This is a genomic window from Bradyrhizobium sp. USDA 376 (genome assembly GCF_054063675.1).
The window spans coordinates 2709983-2725372 of record NZ_JBSSGN010000001.1 but is presented as its reverse complement, the minus strand read 5'-3'; the positions used below and the strand labels follow the sequence as shown (position 1 = coordinate 2725372).

Here is a 15390-nt window from a genome sequence, read left to right as displayed (position 1 = left end):
TAGCTGTGGTCTCTCAGGAGGTTGTCCATCTGGTCTGAACCGAGGAAGCTGAGGTTGCGAAGCTTCAGTGTTCCAAGGAGAGACCAGATGAACGTGCACAAGAATGCGCCTTTGACGCCCAAAGGTCGAGAGGCGATGGTCCGAAGCGTGGTGCAAGGCGGGCTGAGCCAAGCTGGCGCGGCCGACCTGTTCAATACGACGCCGAAGACGGTCGCCAAATGGGTCAAGCGGTTCCGCGCGGAAGGTGTGGAGGGATTGCGTGATCGCTCCTCCAGGCCCCTTTCATCGCCAAGCCAAACCCCGGTCGCCACGTGCACCGCTGTGGAGGCGTTGCGCCGGCAGCGCCACACCGGCAAACAGATCGCTGCCGAGGTCGAGGTGTCACCGGCCACCGTCAGCCGCATCCTGCGCCGTTTGGGATTAAACCGGATACGCGACCTGGAGCCGGCCGAACCGGAGCGCCGCTATGAGCGCGAGACGCCCGGCGAGATGCTCCACATCGACATCAAAAAGCTCGGGCGTTTCGAGCGTGTGGGCCACCGCATCACCGGCGATCCGAGTGGTCCGAACAAGAGCCGTGGCGCTGGTTGGGATTTCGTCCACGTCTGCATTGACGACCATTCCCGCGTCGCGTTCTCCGAGATCAAGCCCGACGAGACCGCGGACAGTGCTGTTCCTTTTCTCAAGGCGGCTGTGGCTTATTACAAAAGCCTCGGCGTCACCGTCACGCGCGTCATGACCGACAATGGCAGTTGCTACCAGTCCTTCGCCTTCCGCGACGCTTGCCGGGACCTCGGCATCAAGCATATTCGCACCAAGCCCTATACACCCAGAACAAACGGCAAGGCCGAGCGCTTCATCCAAACCGCGCTTCGCGAATGGGCTTATGCCAAAGCCTATCCAACATCAGATCGGCGCGCCCAAGAGCTGCCGTTCTGGCTGCACCAATACAACTGGCACCGGCCCCACGGTGGTATAAAATCTCAAACGCCGATCAGCAGGCTCGGTTTGACCGAGGACAACCTCTTGAGGCTCCACACCTAGCGCGCAATTGCGCGCGGGGGGCCGGGACCCATACCGCGTGATCTATCGATAAGCACAGGTGTTCGTACCGCGCGACAACTGAGTCACGACCGGTCTTCGCCAAACGACGCCCTGTGGTTATGGGTCCCGGCCCTCGCCGGGACGACAGCGGTGTGTGGAGCGCGAGCTACCCTGCCCGCTGCTTCTCATACGCCTTCAGATGCGTGTACGCGATGCGCAGCTTCGGCACCGGCACCTTGGCCGCATCGGCGCGGGCGATGAGATCGCCGATGACGTGGTCGGCTTCGACCGGCAGGCCCGCCTTGATGTCGCGGAACATCGACGCGGTCATCGGCGAGCCTTCGGTGGAGAGATTGCCCTTCACGCGCTCGAAGAACGGGCCGCCCGGGGGATAGCCGGACGCGGTGGCGATGGCGCTGGTCTCATCGAGCATGCCGAGCAGGAAATCCCGGCCGCCGGGGGCGGCGAGGATATTGCCGACGGAGGTGCGCATCAGGCTGGTGCTTGCGGCGAGCGAAGAGAGGAACACCCACTTCTCCCACATGTCCTGCATGATGTTCTGGCTCGCGGCGGCGCCATTGATGCCGCTCTTGAAGGCCTCGTCGATTGCCTTGACGCGGTCCGACAGCTTGCCGTCGCGCTCGCCGTAACTGAGCGACTGCATCGGCTGGAGCTGCACCACCTCGCGCTTCTCGTTCAGCGTCGCGGCGATGGCGCAGAGGCCGCCGAGCACCCGCTCCTTGCCGAACTTGCCGTCGAGGATGTCGAGATGCTTCATGCCGTTCAGCATTGGAATGATCGACGTGTTCGGGCCGACAGCCGGCGCGAACGACTTGATGGCGTCGTCGAGGTCGAACGCCTTGCAGCTGAGCAGCACGACGTCGAACTTGTCCTTGAGCGCGTCGGCCTGCACGGTCGGCGGATTTTTCAGGGTCACGTCGCCGTTCGGGCTCTTGATGACGAGGCCGGCGCTCGCGAGCTCGCTGGCGCGGCGCGGCCGGACCAGGAAGGTGACGTCGCGGCCGGCCTGCAACAGCCTGCCACCAAAATAGCCGCCGATGGCGCCGGCACCGACCACGAGAATACGCATGGGATTGTCCTTGCTGTTTCTTCTTTGCCGTCGTCCTGGCGAAAGCCAGGACCCATTACCCCGACTGCCTGTTGTCGGACAAGTTGGAGCCCCAGCTCGTCACATCCATAGCCTTCGGTGGTTATGGGTCCTGGCTCCTGTGCGCAGTTGCGCACGAGGCCAGGACGACACCGGAGATGTTGCCCGGTCTGTGCACCATACGAAAATCACGTCCCCGACACCATCTCCTCGACCTCGCGCAGCTGCTCCTTGCCGAAGAACATTTCGTTGCCGACGAAGAAGGTCGGAGAGCCGAAGGCGCCGCGGGCGACCGCCTCCTCGGTGTTCTTGATCAGTCGGGCCTTCACTTCCGGTTCCTGAGCGCGGGCGAACAGCTTTTGCGCATCGAGGCCGGAGGACGCCAGCGCCTTTGCCGCGACTTCAGGGTCGTCCATCTTTTTCGGCTCGCGCCACATGTGGTGGAAGGCGGCCTCGACATATTTCTCGAACACGCCCTCGAGCTGCGCCGCGATCGCGGTGCGCATCAGGTTCAACGTGTTGACGGGAAAGAAGGGATTCATGACGTAAGGCTGGACCTTGAAGCGCTTGATGAAGCGCTCGGTCTCGATTTGCTGGAATTCGCGCTTGTTCTTGATGCCGGCGAGCGTCTCGGCCGGCGATTTGTTGTTGGTCGATTTGAAGATGCCGCCGAGCAGAATCGGCACATATTCGAACTTGACGCCGATCCGCTCTTCGATCGCCGGGATCGCGAGATGGCTGAGATAGGCGTTCGGGCTGCCGAAATCGAACAGGAATTGCGGGGCTGTGCGGGGCAAGTTCGTTCTCCCTGGAGGCGCTTTTTTGGCATTGTGGCGCAGGCCGCGCCACGGGTCCACCGTTTAATGACGGTCATAATACTTTGATGATCAGATCAGGCGCCGGATCGCCCGCTTGCGCCACACCAGGAGGTAATAGCCCATCTGCAAAAGGAACATGGCGCAGAACACGATGGGATAGGCGGCCCACACGCCCGTCAGGCCGACGGTGCGGCTGAGGACAAACGCAGCCGGCAGCTCGATCGCGACAATCGCGAAGATCGACAGCAGCATCGGCGTGAAGGCGACACCGCCAGCGCGCATCGCGCCGGAAAACACCGTGGCCAGACCAAACGGCACCGAGCTCCACAGGGCGATGTCGAGCAATTCCTTCGCCAGGTCGAGCACGGCGCCGTCGGTGATGAAGATGCCGAGCACGGCGCGCGGCGCGAGATAGATCAGCGCCACCAGCCCGCCCGTCAGGACGATGTTGAACGCAAGACCGGTGCGGACGATGCCGTCGAGCCGGGCCCTGTCGCCGCCGCCGACGGCTTGGGCGCCGAGGATCGAGACCGCGATCGAGATCGACATCGCCGTGAACTGCGTATAGCCCATCACCTGGTTGACGGCGCCATAGGCCGCAGTGGCGTTCGAGCCGAAGCCGTTGACGAGGCCGAGCAGCACCAGCTCGGCGATCGCCATCACCACCATGCCGATTGCGCTCGGCAGGCCGATGCCGAGAATTTTGCCGAGCGCGGCGCGATTGAGCCTGAGATGACCCAGCAGTGCAGCGTCTGGTGCGAGTGCGTGTTTCTTCCGCAGCAGATAGATGGCCAACGCCATCAGCGTCAGTCCGTTGGCGATTGCAGCCGCCCAGGCAGGACTGGCGATGCCCGTGGCGGGAAGCCCGAACGCGCCACGGATCAACATCGGCGTCAGGATCAGGCCGATCGTGGTCGATAACGCCAGCGCCAGCAGCGGCGTGAGCGCATCGCCGACGCCGCGGATCATTGCCGTCACCAGCAGGAAGACGAAGCCGAGCGGCATCGTGAGCAGCATGATGCGTGCGTAGGCACTGGCCTGGTCGAGAATGTCCGCGGGCGTCGCGAGCATCATCATCAATTGCCGGCTGAAGATCCCGCCGACCAGCGCAACCGAGACCGACAGCAAGAGACCGACTGCGAGCGTCGTGCCCACAACGATCTTGATCCTCCCGTGCTCACCCGCGCCAAAAGCCTGGCCGATCAGTACGGTGGCGCCGGTGCTCAGGCCCATGACGAAGGCTAACCGGGAAGAACGCCGACACCGCCGCCAGTGCGTCGACGCCGATCATCTGGCCGAGATAGACATTGCTGACGGTGCCGAACAGCGATTGCAGCGCGTTGCTCAGCATCAGCGGAGCGAGGAAGCGGAGGAATGTTTTCCAGAGCGGCTTTGGAGCAGACATGGGATAGGCCTTTCATCAGGGCGTGCAAAACCGTTGCCGCGCAAGGCGCGGCTCGGCCGTCGATGGGGTTGGAAGAGAGAACGCGCCTTAAGCGCGGTCGCTGTAGGCGAGCTTGACGATGTGGTCGCGGATGTCGGCCGGCCAGTCGGCGATCAGTCCGGTGAAGCGTCGCCGGTCATCCGCGAACAATGCGCGCGAGGCTTCCTCGAACAGTGGCAGATCGCCGGCCATGGTCGACATGAAGTGATAGGCCGCATCGCGCGCCTGCCGCTCGCGGTCCTTGTCGCCGCTGGCGCGCCTTGCCTCGTCGACGAGCTTGCGCAAAGCGACCGAGGCGCCGCCGGCTTGCGCGTTGAGCCACTCCCAGTGCCGCGGCAGCAGCGTCACCTCGCGCGCGACCACGCCGAGCTTCGGCCGTCCCCGTCCGCGCGGCTCGGCGGGTGCCTCGGTCGTTTCGGTCGGGGGCGGTGCCAGCTTCTCCAATCGCGCCAGCACCGCGCGATCGTCGCCGCGCAGGTCGAAATCGATCGACCGGCCCGTGCCGTCGTCGAAGATGATGACCGGCTGGTCCAGCGGTTGTGTCGTCCGCTTGACCGCGAGCGCGACGTCGCCCGCCGGGCCGGAGGTCAGCCGGCGCTGGCCGACGAAGGCTGTGTAGGTCCCTTGCATTGGAATCATTGCCATATTGATCGTGTTGGCCGATTTAATACCCGGGTAAATTATCGACGTCAATATACCCGGGTGAAAATATCCGCACCGATGGCTCGACATTGCGTTCCCGGGCTGGCACGAACGACCCGGCCGACCGACCACGCCTAGCCCGGGGACCTCACGATGCTGACTGTTCACCACCTCAACAATTCGCGCTCCCAGCGCGTGCTGTGGCTGCTCGAAGAGTTGGGCGTGCCCTATGAGATCGTGCGCTATCAGCGCCAGCCGGACATGCGCGCGCCGAAGGAGCTGCGCGCGATCCATCCGCTGGGCAAGTCGCCTGTCATCACCGACAACGGCAACACCATCGCGGAATCCGGCGCGATCATCGAATATCTCATCGCCACTTACGGCAACGGCCGACTGATTCCGCCGCCGAACACGCCGGAGCGGCTGCGCTTCACCTACTGGCTGCACTATGCCGAGGGCTCGGCGATGCAGCCGCTGCTCCTGAAGCTGCTGTTCACGCTGATGCCGAAGCGCGCGCCGGCGCTGTTGCGCCCGCTGGTGCGCAAGGTCTGCAACCAGGCGCTGACCGCGCTGGTCAATCCGCAGCTCAAGCAGCACATGGATTATTGGGAAGGCGAGCTTGCGAAGAGCGAGTGGTTCGCCGGCAACGAGTTCACCGCCGCCGACATCCAGATGAGCTTCCCTCTGGAAGCTGCGCAAGCGCGCGGCGGCCTCGAGCAGGGCCATCCCAAGGCCATGGCGTTCCTGGAGCGCATTCATGCGCGTCCGGCCTATGCGCGTGCCCTTGAGAAGGGCGGGCCGTATCAGGTGGGGCGATAGGTACTTTCACCATCACTCCGAAGCACGCGAAGCGTGAACCTGGACTCTCGCGCCATGGTTCGCGCAGAGCACGCGCCATGCACGGACGGCGTTACTGTCCCGCGGCTTCCGCACCGCGCGTGCGCGGATCGGGTGCGCCGAGGGGACCATTCGGCGTCACCAGAATCGAATTGGCCGAGGTCTGCCCCATCGGCTCGACGATGACGTGGTCCATGGCCTTCAGCCCGGTCAGGACCTGGTCGGAGAAGCCGCGCTCGATGCGCACTTCGTCCGGCAGCCATTGATGATGCAGCCGCGGCGCGGCGACGGCGGCCGCGACGTCCATCCTGTAGTCGAGCACGTTGACGATCACCTGGAGCACGGTGGAGATGATGCGGCTCCCGCCGGGCGACCCCGTGACCAGCACCGGCTTGCCGTCCTTCAGCACGATGGTCGGCGACATCGAGGACAGCGGCCGCTTGCCGGGGCCGGGCAGATTGGGCTCGTAGCCGACGAGGCCGTAGGCGTTGGAGGCACCGACCGCCGCGGTGAAATCGTCGAGCTCGTTGTTGAGCAGCACGCCGGTGCCTTCGGCGACGAGGCCGACGCCGTAGCTGAAATTCAGCGTGTACGTGTTGCTGACGGCGTTGCCGCTGCTGTCGACGACCGAAAAATGCGTGGTGTTGCTGCCCTCGCGCGGCGCGTCGGCGGCGGATGCCAGCTGCTTCGACGGTGTGGCGCGATCGGTGGAGATGCCCGCGCGCAGCTTGGCCGCATAATCCTTTGACGTGAGGGTTTCTATCGGCGCGTTGACGAAGGCGGGATCGCCGAGATAGCGCGCGCGATCCGCATAGGCACGCTTCATGGCCTCGATCAGCAGATGCAGCGAGGCCGGCGATCCCTGCTTCAGATCACGGAGCTGAAAGCCTTCGAGGATGTTGAGCGTCTCCACCAGCACCACGCCGCCGGAGGACGGCAGCGGCATCGAGACGATGTCATAGCCGCGATAGCTGCCGCGCACGGGCGTGCGGATCACCGGCTGATAAGCCTTCAGGTCGGCCGTCGTCATGATGCCGCCGGCATCCGACAGCGCCTGGGCGAGCTTCTCCGCAACCGGGCCCTCGTAGAAGCCGCGCGGCCCCTGTGCGGCGATGGCCGACAGCGTTTCGGCAAGATCGCTTTGCACCAGCCGATCGCCTTCGCCGAGCGAAGTGCCGTCAGGACGTGAAAAAATCTTCGCGGAGGAAGGCCAGCGCGCGAGGCGCCGGTGCCAGCCCGGCAGGCTGTCGGCGATATCGTCGCTGACGACGAATCCGTCACGGGCCAGCGCGATCGCCGGCTCGAGCAGTTGCGCCACCGTGAACTTGCCCGAGCCGTATTTCTCCAATGCCAGCGCAAGGCCTGCGACGGTGCCGGGCACGCCGACGCCGAGCGCGGAATCGCGCGACTTGGCGGCATCGGGCTTGCCGTCGGGACCGAGGAAGATCTGCGGTGTGGTCGCCGCCGGCGCGGTCTCGCGATAGTCGATCGCGATGTCTTCGTTGCGCTCGGCGGAATGGATCACCATGAAGCCGCCGCCGCCGATATTGCCGGCGCGCGGATAGGTCACCGCCATCGCAAAGCCGGTCGCGACCGCGGCATCGACCGCATTGCCGCCACGTCGCAGGATGTCGGCGCCGACCTGCGCCGAGATCTTCTCCTGCGCCACCACCATGCCATGCTCGGCGGCAACGGCATGAACCGCATCGAGCGACGGCGGAACATAGGCCCGCCGCGCATCCTGCGCGGTCGCAGGCGCAAGGCCGAGCGCCAGAATGGAGAAGAAGGCGAAAAATGTCCGCCGGGTCCAATATGACGACATTATCAAATTTCCGCCGTGGCCTCGGGCCGGTTCACACGCCTCTCCTTAATGCTATACGGTTTGCGCTAAGAGGGACAAAACTGTTCGTGATAAGGACTTCGGAATGACGACAATCGCCCACGATGCGCGCATGACTGGCGTGCAGCGGACCTATCCGCCGCGCGCGGCTGTCGTCAGCTGGATCTTCTTCGACTGGGCCGCGCAGCCCTATTTCACGTTGATCACGACCTTCGTGTTTGCGCCCTATTTCGCCACCAGCGTCGCGCCTGATCCGGCCACGGGCCAATCGCTGTGGGGCTTCGCAATGGCGGCGGCGGGTCTCGCCATCGCGCTGCTGTCACCGGTGCTCGGGGCCATCGCGGATGCGTCCGGCCGCAGGAAGCCCTGGATCGCAGGGTTCGGCACGTTGCTGGTGCTGGCATCCTGCACACTATGGATCGGCAAGCCCGGCGATCCCTCAGTCATTCCGCCGCTGCTCACCGCGGTCGCGCTCGCCAGCGTCGGGGCGGAATTCGCCACCGTCTTCAACAATGCGATGATGCCGACCCTGGTGCCGCCGGAGCGCATCGGCCGGCTCTCCGGCACCGGTTGGGCCACGGGTTACATCGGCGGCATCGTCAGCCTGATCATCGTGCTCGGCTTCCTCGCCGCCAGTCCCGAGACCGGCCGCACGCTGCTCGGCTTTGCGCCGCTGTTCGGGCTCGATCCCGCCACTCATCAGGGCGACCGCATCGTCGGGCCGCTGACCGGGCTGTGGTTCATCATCTTCGTGACGCCGCTGTTTCTGTTCACGCCGGACTACCCGGCGAAGCGGCCGATGCGCGAAGCGCTGCGCGAAGGCCTGTTAGAGCTCAAGCAATCGATCAAGGGTCTGCCGCAGCAGAAATCGCTCGCGGCGTTCCTGCTCGCCAACATGATCTATACCGACGGCCTGGTGTCGCTGTTCGCGTTCGGCGGCATTTACGCCGCCGGCACATTCGGCTGGCACACGATCCAGATCGGCAGCTTCGGCATCATGCTCGCGATTGCCGGCACGTTCGGCGCATGGCTCGGCGGCAAGCTGGATGATCATCTCGGGCCGAAGCGCGTCATCGCCGGCAGCCTGCTGCTCCTGCTGCTCGCGGTGGCGGCGATCCTTCTGGTCGACAAGGACAGCGTGCTGTTCGTCAAGGTGGCGCCGCCGCAAGCAGGCGCTTCCCTGTTCTCGAGCGCGGCCGAGCGCGCCTATCTCGTGCTGGGTTGTCTCATCGGTGCCGCCGGCGGCCCGCTCCAGGCCGCCTCGCGCACGCTGCTGATCCGCCTCGCGCCGAAAGACCGCATCGCGCAGTATTTCGGCTTGTTCGCGCTGACGGGGAAGGTGACGTCCTTCATCGGCCCGCTGCTGATCGGCATGATCACGGCGGCGACCGCGAGCCAGAAGGCCGGCATGGCCGTGCTGGTGGTGTTCTTCGTTGCGGGACTGGGGCTGTTGATGCGGGTGCGGGATTAGCACCCCACCGTCATTCCGGGGCATCGCGCAGCGATGAACCCGGAATCCAGAAGTTGTCGCGCGAGATTCCGGGTTCGCGCTCCGCGCGCCCCGGAATGACGGCGAAATCAGTGCCTGAAGTGCCGCGTGCCCGTGAACACCATGGCGATGCCGTGCTCGTCGGCGGCCTTGATCACTTCGTCGTCGCGCATGGAGCCGCCGGGCTGCACCACGGCGGTGGCGCCGGCTTCGATGCAGGCGAGCATGCCGTCGGCGAACGGGAAGAACGCGTCCGATGCCACGACAGACCCCTTGGTGAGCGGCTCGGCGAGCTTCAGCTCACCCGCCGCATCCTGCGCCTTGCGTGCCGCGATCCGGGCTGAATCCACCCGGCTCATCTGGCCCGCGCCGATGCCGACGGTAGCGAGATCCTTGGCGTAGATGATGGTGTTGGACTTGACGTGCTTGGCGACCCGGAACGCGAACTTGAGGTCGCGCATTTCCGCATCGGTCGGCGCACGCTTGGTGACGACCTTGAAGGTCATGTCGTCGACCACGGCGTTGTCGCGGCTTTGCACCAGGAGACCACCGGCGACCGTCTTGGCGGTGAGGCCTGGCGCGCGCGGGTCGGGCAGGCTGCCGGCGAGCAGCAGGCGCAGGTTCTTCTTCCCGCCGATGATGGCGATCGCTTCCTCGCTGGCGTCGGGCGCGATGATCACCTCGGTGAAGATCTTGGTGATCTCGCGCGCGGTGTCGGCGTCGAGCGCGCGGTTCATCGCGATGATGCCGCCGAACGCCGAGGTGGAATCGCAGGCCAGCGCCCTGCGATAGGCCTCGACGAGGTTTGCGCCTTCTGCCACGCCGCAAGGATTGGCGTGCTTGACGATGACGCAGGCCGCGGTGCGCTTGGCGTCGAACTCGGCGATGCATTCATAGGCTGCGTCGGTGTCGTTGATGTTGTTGTAGGAGAGCTCCTTGCCCTGCAGCTGCCGCGCGGTCGAGACGCCCGGACGCTTGTCCGGGGTGGCATAGAACGCTGCAGTCTGGTGCGGGTTCTCGCCATAGCGCAGCGACTGGATCAGTCGGCCGCCGAAGGCGCGGAAGTCGGGCGCGTCGATCTCGAGCTGCCGGTTGAACCAGTTCGAGATCGCGGCATCATAGGCCGCGGTGCGCGCGTAGGCCTTTGCGGCGAGACGCCGGCGCAGCTTCAGCGTGGTCGCGCCCTTGTTGGCGGCGAGCTCGTCGAGCACGGCCTTGTAGTCGTCGGCCTCGACCACGACGGCGACGTCGTCATGGTTCTTGGCGGCGGCGCGGATCATCGCGGGGCCGCCGATGTCGATGTTCTCGATGCAATCCTCGAAGCCCGCGCCTTTGTCGACGGTCGCCTCGAACGGATAGAGATTGACGACGAGCAGGTCGATCGGCGCGATGCCGTGCGCCTTCATTGCGTCCGAATGGTCCTTGTTGTCGCGGATCGCGAGCAGGCCGCCATGCACCTTCGGATGCAGCGTCTTGACGCGGCCGTCCATCATCTCGGGGAAGCCGGTGAGCTCGGAAACGTCCTTCACCTTGAGCCCGGCCGCGGCGATGGCCTTGGCGGTGCCGCCGGTCGAGACCAGCTCGACATCATGCGCGGCGAGCGCCTTGGCGAACTCGATCAGGCCGGTCTTGTCGGAAACGGAGAGAAGGGCGCGGGTGACGCGGCGGGGATGGTCAGTCATGAGCAAGATCCTCTGCTAAGGGAGTGTCTATGCCCAGGCGCGCGGCTCATATGTCCCGCGCTTCCCGATGGTGCTCCATCCAAGGTCGCCAGTCGCGCGAGCGAGGGCTCGATAGCAGCTTTCAGCCGTTTCCACAACGACGAGATGGGACCGAATCGAGCGCGTCTACAGCGGCAGTTCCGGCTCGCGCCGGGCGTTGCGGCGGGCATTGGTGACCGCAGGTGAGGCGGTCGAGCGGATGAAGCTCCAGCGGATCGAAGGGGCCTGCCGCGCATCCTGGCGGATCACGATCTGGGCAGTGCGGCGCGGGCCGTCATTGCCGGCCAGGAACACGCTGTCCTCGAGGTCGACCTTGTCGTCGAGCGCCTCGAAGGTCCAGACGTCGCGGTTCGGCAGCACCAGCATGACGCCGCGGGCATCCGACAACCGGCTCGCCTTCACGGCCGGATGCAGATGGAAGCGCAAGGCGAAATCGGCATCGGCGCCCTTGAAGCGTCCTCCCTGCGGCGGCGACAGCGTATCCTCGCCGTCGATGCGTGCGCCGTCATTGGTGATCATCAGCACGCGGCGATGGATCGCGCCGAATTTGGAGAGATAGCCGTCATGCGAGGTCGTCAGCAGCGTGCCGTTCTGCACGACCTCGCGATAGCTCTCGACCTCGACCGGTCCGCTGGTGACGGGCGCGCCGTGCAGGAGGCGCTTCATCGCCGACATCTCCACGAACTGGCATGACGACGTGTCGCGATAGGTCAGCGTCGAATGCGCCGCGGTGCCGCGCGCGAATGGCCGCCAATTGTCGCGGCCCGTGGTCGGCATGCCGCAATTGGTGACGATGCGGCTGATGCCGGAGGACAATTCGAACGACAGGCAGCCGGCATGGGCGTCGTGGCTGACGCCGGCCGGCGGCGGCGGGCCGGTGTCGATGATCACGGTGGTCTGGCCGGCATCGAGACGCTGGAAGCCGGTATGCGGCATGTTCGCCATCGGCGCGCCGTGGGTGTCGTCATAGGCGAGCAGCGTCGCGAGCAGGTCCGAGGACGTCGCGCTCATGCCGTTGAACAGCGCGAAATTGCCGTCGCCGTGCCGGAAGAAGCGCAGCATCGGCATCATGCGGTCGATCGCATTGAGCAGCGCCGGCGGCGGCGCGATGTTGCGCGCGGCGAAGGTCTGGCGCAGCGGCAACAGGTCGATCAGGAGCTCGATCAGCGCGCCCGGATTGCGCGAGATGTGGCCGCCGTCGGGCAGGATCTGGCGCTGCAATTCATCCGACAGCTTCTTCGAGGCGTTGCGGATGTGGCGCGCCTGGTTGGCGAGGCACAGCGCCGCGTAGCACAGCGCGATCAGCACCTGGAGCTTCGGCACCCCGTCGGGGATGTCGACCATGGTGTAGCGCAGGAAACGAATTTCGCGGGCGAGCGCGCGCAAATAGCGGCGATAGAACTTGTTGTCGGTGTCGTTGAGCACCAGCGGTGCCTGCGACAGCAGCGAGATCACGCGCCGCGCCAGCACGTCGGCGCGCCGCGCGACGGGGCGGCGCTTGTTGGCGGGGTTGGCGATCCAGTCCTCGACCAGCGCGCGCGCATTGGCCCGCGTCAGCGCGGTGTCGGCGGCGCGCAAATGGCGCAGCCAGCCGAAGCCGAGCAGCGCGACCTCCCAATCCTCCGACGGTGGCTCGAGATCGAAGATCGAGCGGCCGTGGCAATTGACGATCTTGCCGGCGAAGACGAAGCGGCCGGCATAGATCTCGGCGGCGCGAGTCGCATCCGCGGTGCGTAAGTCATGCGGCGCGATGATCAGACGGTCGGTGCGGCTGGGCCAGACCCGCGACAGCGCAACCGAGCCGCCGCTCGCGCGCGCGAGCATGTTCCGCGCGAAGCGGTTCATGACCAGCGTCGAGATACGTCTGCGTTGAGCGACCGACACGCCTTGCCTTGAAGGGGGAGAGAGGATTCCGACGAATCCTTATTAATCCCAAAATCGGCCGCCTGACACCACCCTGAACGGCGCGAATCGGCGTCGAGATTGCAAAAACCAGTGCAAAATCAGGATTTAACGAGCCGGCTTGCGAAGAATCCATCGAGCCCGCCGAGCTTCGGATCGGCGTTCGGCAGATGGCTCGGCAGGGTGCGCAGGTCGCCATCTGCGGTGATGATTTCGGCGAGGCCCGCAACCTCCGACGCCGCGATCGGGACGCGGCGAAGCGCGGGCTCCGCGGCCAGCAGCGCGGCCACGGCCTGCTCGCCTTCCTCGGGTTCCAGCGAACAGGTGCAGTAGACCAGCGTGCCGCCCGGCTTGAGCAGCGAGACCGATTTCTTCAGCAGCCGCTGCTGGAGCGCGGTCAGGGCGGCGATGTCGGATTCCTGACGGAGCCAGGCGACATCGGGATGACGGCGGATGGTGCCGGTCGAGGTGCAGGGCGCGTCGATCAGGATGCCGTCAAAACCCTCAGGCGGGCCGGCCCACTCCACGGCGTCAGCGACGACGGTCTCGGCCTGGAGCGACAACCGCGCCAGATTCTCGCGCAGCCGCGCCACACGGGCGGGCGAGCGGTCGATCGCCGTGACCTGCGCGCCTGATAGCACCAGCTGTGCAGTCTTGCCGCCGGGCGCGGCGCAGAGATCGGCAATGGACTTGCCCTTGATGTCACCGAACAGCCGGGCCGGCAGTGCGGCGGCGGCGTCCTGCACCCACCATTGTCCCTCGGCGAAGCCGGGCAGCATGGTCACCGCGCCGTGCAGCAGCATCCGCACCGTCCCGGTCGGCAGCGTCTCGCCATGCAGGCGGCTTGCCCATTGCGCCGGGTCCGACTTCACGGTGAGATCGAGCGACGGCTCATGGCCGAGCGCCAGCGCCATGTCCCTTGCGGCCCTCTCGCCGTAATGCGCGCTCCAGCGCGAAAGCAGCCAGGGCGGCAGGTCCAGCGATTGCGTGGCGACCTCGTCGACCAGCGCCTTGCCCTCGCGCGCGCAGCGGCGCAGCACGGCGTTGACGAGGCCGGCATAGCGCGCGGCGCGCCGGTCGGATTGCACGAGGCGGACGGAGAGGTCGACGGCGGCGTGATCGGGCACGTCCATCCAGAGGATCTGGGCGGCGCCGATCAGCAGCGCGCTCTGCGCACGTGGCGCGTCGGAGGGAATGCCCTTGTCGAGCAGGCGAGACAGAACATGGCCGAGCGTGCCGAGCCGGCGCAGCACGGTGGCGACCAGGCGGCGCATCAGCGCGCGGTCGCGGTCGGCCAGCGTCTTCAGTCCGGGATGGGCGCCGCCGCCGTCGAGTTGGTCGTCGAGCGTGCGGTGCTTGTGCAGCACGCCGTCGACGATATCGGCGGCAATCCGCCGCGCCGCGAGACCAGGCACTTCGGACGGAGGGGCGAAACGTTGAGATGGCATGCGGAAGCAAGGTTCTGAGCGAGCGGCAGTTCCGCCGCAATGGGCGCATGCCTAGAGAAGCCAATCTGTGGCACGCGAATATGCCAAATGTAAGAATCGCTTCCGGCTTTTTCAGCCCTCCGGCCCGATTTCAGGAATGCGATATTGGACGTCGCGCCGCGGCGCGTGCTGCGCTAGAAAGCCCGACGATGAGTGACCAGCCTCCCATTCCGGATCGCAAGCCGTTGTCGCCGGCCGCCCAGCGCGCGCTGGCCGAAGCCGAGGCGCGCCGTCAGGCCGCGGCCGCGGAGGCCAACAAGGACGGCGCCAAGGCGGGGCCCAAGGAATTGCAGGGTCCGAAGGGGCCCGAGCCTACCCGCTACGGCGATTGGGAGAGAAAGGGCATCGCCTCCGACTTCTAAGGCTGCGATTCTCAAGGCACCCTCTTAAGCCACTCTTGCCGCTTCAGCCGACTCAGCCCTAGCGTGCGCGCATGCCGCGCTTCGATTCCAACAATCCATACCGGCCTTCATACAGTGGCTCGCCGTTTGGCCGCCACTTCTCCGGATTGTTGCCGTGGATGTTCGTGGTCGGCATCGTGCTGGCGATCGTGCTCACCTTCCGCCACGGGACGGACTGGCCTTTTCCGCACGCGGATGGCGATCGCACACGGAACGCCGAGATTGTTCTCCAGCAGGCCGGCCGTCCCGATAGTCGCGAGCCGGTCGACGTCATTCGCACCATCGACGGCGACACCTTTCTCGCGCGCGTTCATCAGCGCGACGGCCGCGCTCTCGTCGTGCGCGTTCGCCTGCGCGGCATCGATGCGCCCGAACTTAAGGCGTCGTGCCAGGAGGAGTTGGACAAGGCCGAAGCTGCAGCCCGCGCGCTGCGCGATCTGCTTGGCCAGGGCGGCGTCACGATCACCAATCTTGGCCCCGACAAATATGGTCGCGTTCTCGCCGACGTCACGACCAAACGCACTGCCAGTGTCTCGGCAGCCCTGCTCGCGGGTGGCTATGCGCGCAGCTACGATGGCGGTCATCGCGACGGCTGGTGCGCGCGAGGCTGGCGTTTCTGGTAACGAAAGAGCCGCGTCTTTCAACGCGGTTCTCATT

The 15390-nt window shown here is 65.8% G+C and carries 12 protein-coding genes, 1 pseudogene and 1 riboswitch; of the genes and pseudogenes, 5 read left to right on the top strand and 8 right to left on the bottom strand.

Features of this window, described 5'->3' with window-relative positions:
• Window positions 1–87 precede the first annotated feature (87 nt).
• Window positions 88–1044, top strand: a complete 957-nt coding sequence (locus ACVJ19_RS12840) for an IS481 family transposase (protein WP_453948050.1) — start codon at window positions 88–90, stop codon at window positions 1042–1044.
• Window positions 1045–1210: 166 nt separating this feature from the next.
• On the opposite strand, the gene panE is transcribed toward ACVJ19_RS12840, so the two are convergent.
• From panE to ACVJ19_RS12820, 4 genes and pseudogenes are all read right to left on the bottom strand, one after another.
• A complete protein-coding gene (panE, locus tag ACVJ19_RS12835; protein ID WP_453948816.1) occupies window positions 1211–2134 on the bottom strand; it encodes a 2-dehydropantoate 2-reductase in 924 nt (307 codons plus the stop codon).
• Between the two features lie 206 nt (window positions 2135–2340).
• The gene (locus ACVJ19_RS12830) at window positions 2341–2949 is read right to left on the bottom strand and encodes a 2-hydroxychromene-2-carboxylate isomerase (RefSeq protein ID WP_453948817.1); all 609 of its coding nucleotides are present in this window, start codon (window positions 2947–2949) and stop codon (window positions 2341–2343) included.
• Window positions 2950–3039: 90 nt separating this feature from the next.
• Window positions 3040–4375 (bottom strand): annotated as a pseudogene (locus tag ACVJ19_RS12825) (MATE family efflux transporter).
• 87 nt (window positions 4376–4462) lie between these two features.
• Window positions 4463–5059: a DUF2239 family protein gene (locus ACVJ19_RS12820; protein ID WP_453948818.1), complete on the bottom strand. Its 597-nt coding sequence runs from the start codon at window positions 5057–5059 to the stop codon at window positions 4463–4465.
• 150 nt (window positions 5060–5209) lie between these two features.
• Between ACVJ19_RS12820 and ACVJ19_RS12815 the strand changes: the two genes are divergently transcribed.
• Window positions 5210–5875 carry a glutathione S-transferase family protein gene (locus ACVJ19_RS12815; protein WP_260387389.1) on the top strand — a complete coding sequence of 222 codons (666 nt, stop codon included), beginning with the start codon at window positions 5210–5212 and terminating at the stop codon, window positions 5873–5875.
• A 91-nt stretch (window positions 5876–5966) separates the two neighbouring features.
• Here ACVJ19_RS12815 and ggt read toward each other — a convergent pair whose 3' ends face one another.
• Entirely contained in the window at window positions 5967–7715 is a 1749-nt protein-coding gene (gene ggt, locus ACVJ19_RS12810) for a gamma-glutamyltransferase (RefSeq protein ID WP_453948819.1), read from the bottom strand.
• Window positions 7716–7818: 103 nt separating this feature from the next.
• Here ggt and ACVJ19_RS12805 point away from each other — a divergent pair, with 103 nt between their 5' ends.
• Window positions 7819–9204 carry an MFS transporter gene (locus ACVJ19_RS12805; RefSeq protein ID WP_453948820.1) on the top strand — a complete coding sequence of 462 codons (1386 nt, stop codon included), beginning with the start codon at window positions 7819–7821 and terminating at the stop codon, window positions 9202–9204.
• Between the two features lie 107 nt (window positions 9205–9311).
• Here ACVJ19_RS12805 and purH read toward each other — a convergent pair whose 3' ends face one another.
• The 3 genes from purH to ACVJ19_RS12790 all read right to left on the bottom strand — a co-directional run bounded on the left by purH (window position 9312) and on the right by ACVJ19_RS12790 (window position 14293).
• Window positions 9312–10904, bottom strand: coding sequence for a bifunctional phosphoribosylaminoimidazolecarboxamide formyltransferase/IMP cyclohydrolase (gene purH / locus ACVJ19_RS12800; protein WP_453948821.1), 1593 nt, complete (start codon window positions 10902–10904; stop codon window positions 9312–9314).
• A 24-nt stretch (window positions 10905–10928) separates the two neighbouring features.
• A riboswitch (ZMP/ZTP riboswitch) is annotated at window positions 10929–11010 on the bottom strand.
• A 59-nt stretch (window positions 11011–11069) separates the two neighbouring features.
• Window positions 11070–12788, bottom strand: a complete 1719-nt coding sequence (locus ACVJ19_RS12795; protein ID WP_453948822.1) for a heparinase II/III family protein — start codon at window positions 12786–12788, stop codon at window positions 11070–11072.
• A gap of 158 nt (window positions 12789–12946) precedes the next feature.
• Window positions 12947–14293, bottom strand: a complete 1347-nt coding sequence (locus tag ACVJ19_RS12790; protein ID WP_453948823.1) for an RsmB/NOP family class I SAM-dependent RNA methyltransferase — start codon at window positions 14291–14293, stop codon at window positions 12947–12949.
• Between the two features lie 188 nt (window positions 14294–14481).
• Here ACVJ19_RS12790 and ACVJ19_RS12785 point away from each other — a divergent pair, with 188 nt between their 5' ends.
• Window positions 14482–14694: a DUF1674 domain-containing protein gene (locus ACVJ19_RS12785; protein ID WP_453948825.1), complete on the top strand. Its 213-nt coding sequence runs from the start codon at window positions 14482–14484 to the stop codon at window positions 14692–14694.
• 71 nt (window positions 14695–14765) lie between these two features.
• Window positions 14766–15356 carry a thermonuclease family protein gene (locus ACVJ19_RS12780; protein WP_453948826.1) on the top strand — a complete coding sequence of 197 codons (591 nt, stop codon included), beginning with the start codon at window positions 14766–14768 and terminating at the stop codon, window positions 15354–15356.
• Window positions 15357–15390 lie beyond the last annotated feature (34 nt).

Bases quoted from the DNA above. Each gene is read 5' to 3' on its own strand.
- ACVJ19_RS12815 (WP_260387389.1), top strand. From the start codon at position 5,210: ATGCTGACTGTTCACCACCTCAACAATTCGCGCTCCCAGCGCGTGCTG.
- ACVJ19_RS12820 (WP_453948818.1), bottom strand. From the start codon at position 5,059: ATGGCAATGATTCCAATGCAAGGGACCTACACAGCCTTCGTCGGCCAG.
- ACVJ19_RS12790 (WP_453948823.1), bottom strand. From the start codon at position 14,293: ATGCCATCTCAACGTTTCGCCCCTCCGTCCGAAGTGCCTGGTCTCGCG.
- ACVJ19_RS12840 (WP_453948050.1), top strand. From the start codon at position 88: ATGAACGTGCACAAGAATGCGCCTTTGACGCCCAAAGGTCGAGAGGCG.
- ACVJ19_RS12805 (WP_453948820.1), top strand. From the start codon at position 7,819: ATGACGACAATCGCCCACGATGCGCGCATGACTGGCGTGCAGCGGACC.
- purH (WP_453948821.1), bottom strand. From the start codon at position 10,904: ATGACTGACCATCCCCGCCGCGTCACCCGCGCCCTTCTCTCCGTTTCC.
- ACVJ19_RS12795 (WP_453948822.1), bottom strand. From the start codon at position 12,788: ATGAACCGCTTCGCGCGGAACATGCTCGCGCGCGCGAGCGGCGGCTCG.
- ggt (WP_453948819.1), bottom strand. From the start codon at position 7,715: ATGTCGTCATATTGGACCCGGCGGACATTTTTCGCCTTCTTCTCCATT.
- ACVJ19_RS12785 (WP_453948825.1), top strand. From the start codon at position 14,482: ATGAGTGACCAGCCTCCCATTCCGGATCGCAAGCCGTTGTCGCCGGCC.
- panE (WP_453948816.1), bottom strand. From the start codon at position 2,134: ATGCGTATTCTCGTGGTCGGTGCCGGCGCCATCGGCGGCTATTTTGGT.
- ACVJ19_RS12780 (WP_453948826.1), top strand. From the start codon at position 14,766: ATGCCGCGCTTCGATTCCAACAATCCATACCGGCCTTCATACAGTGGC.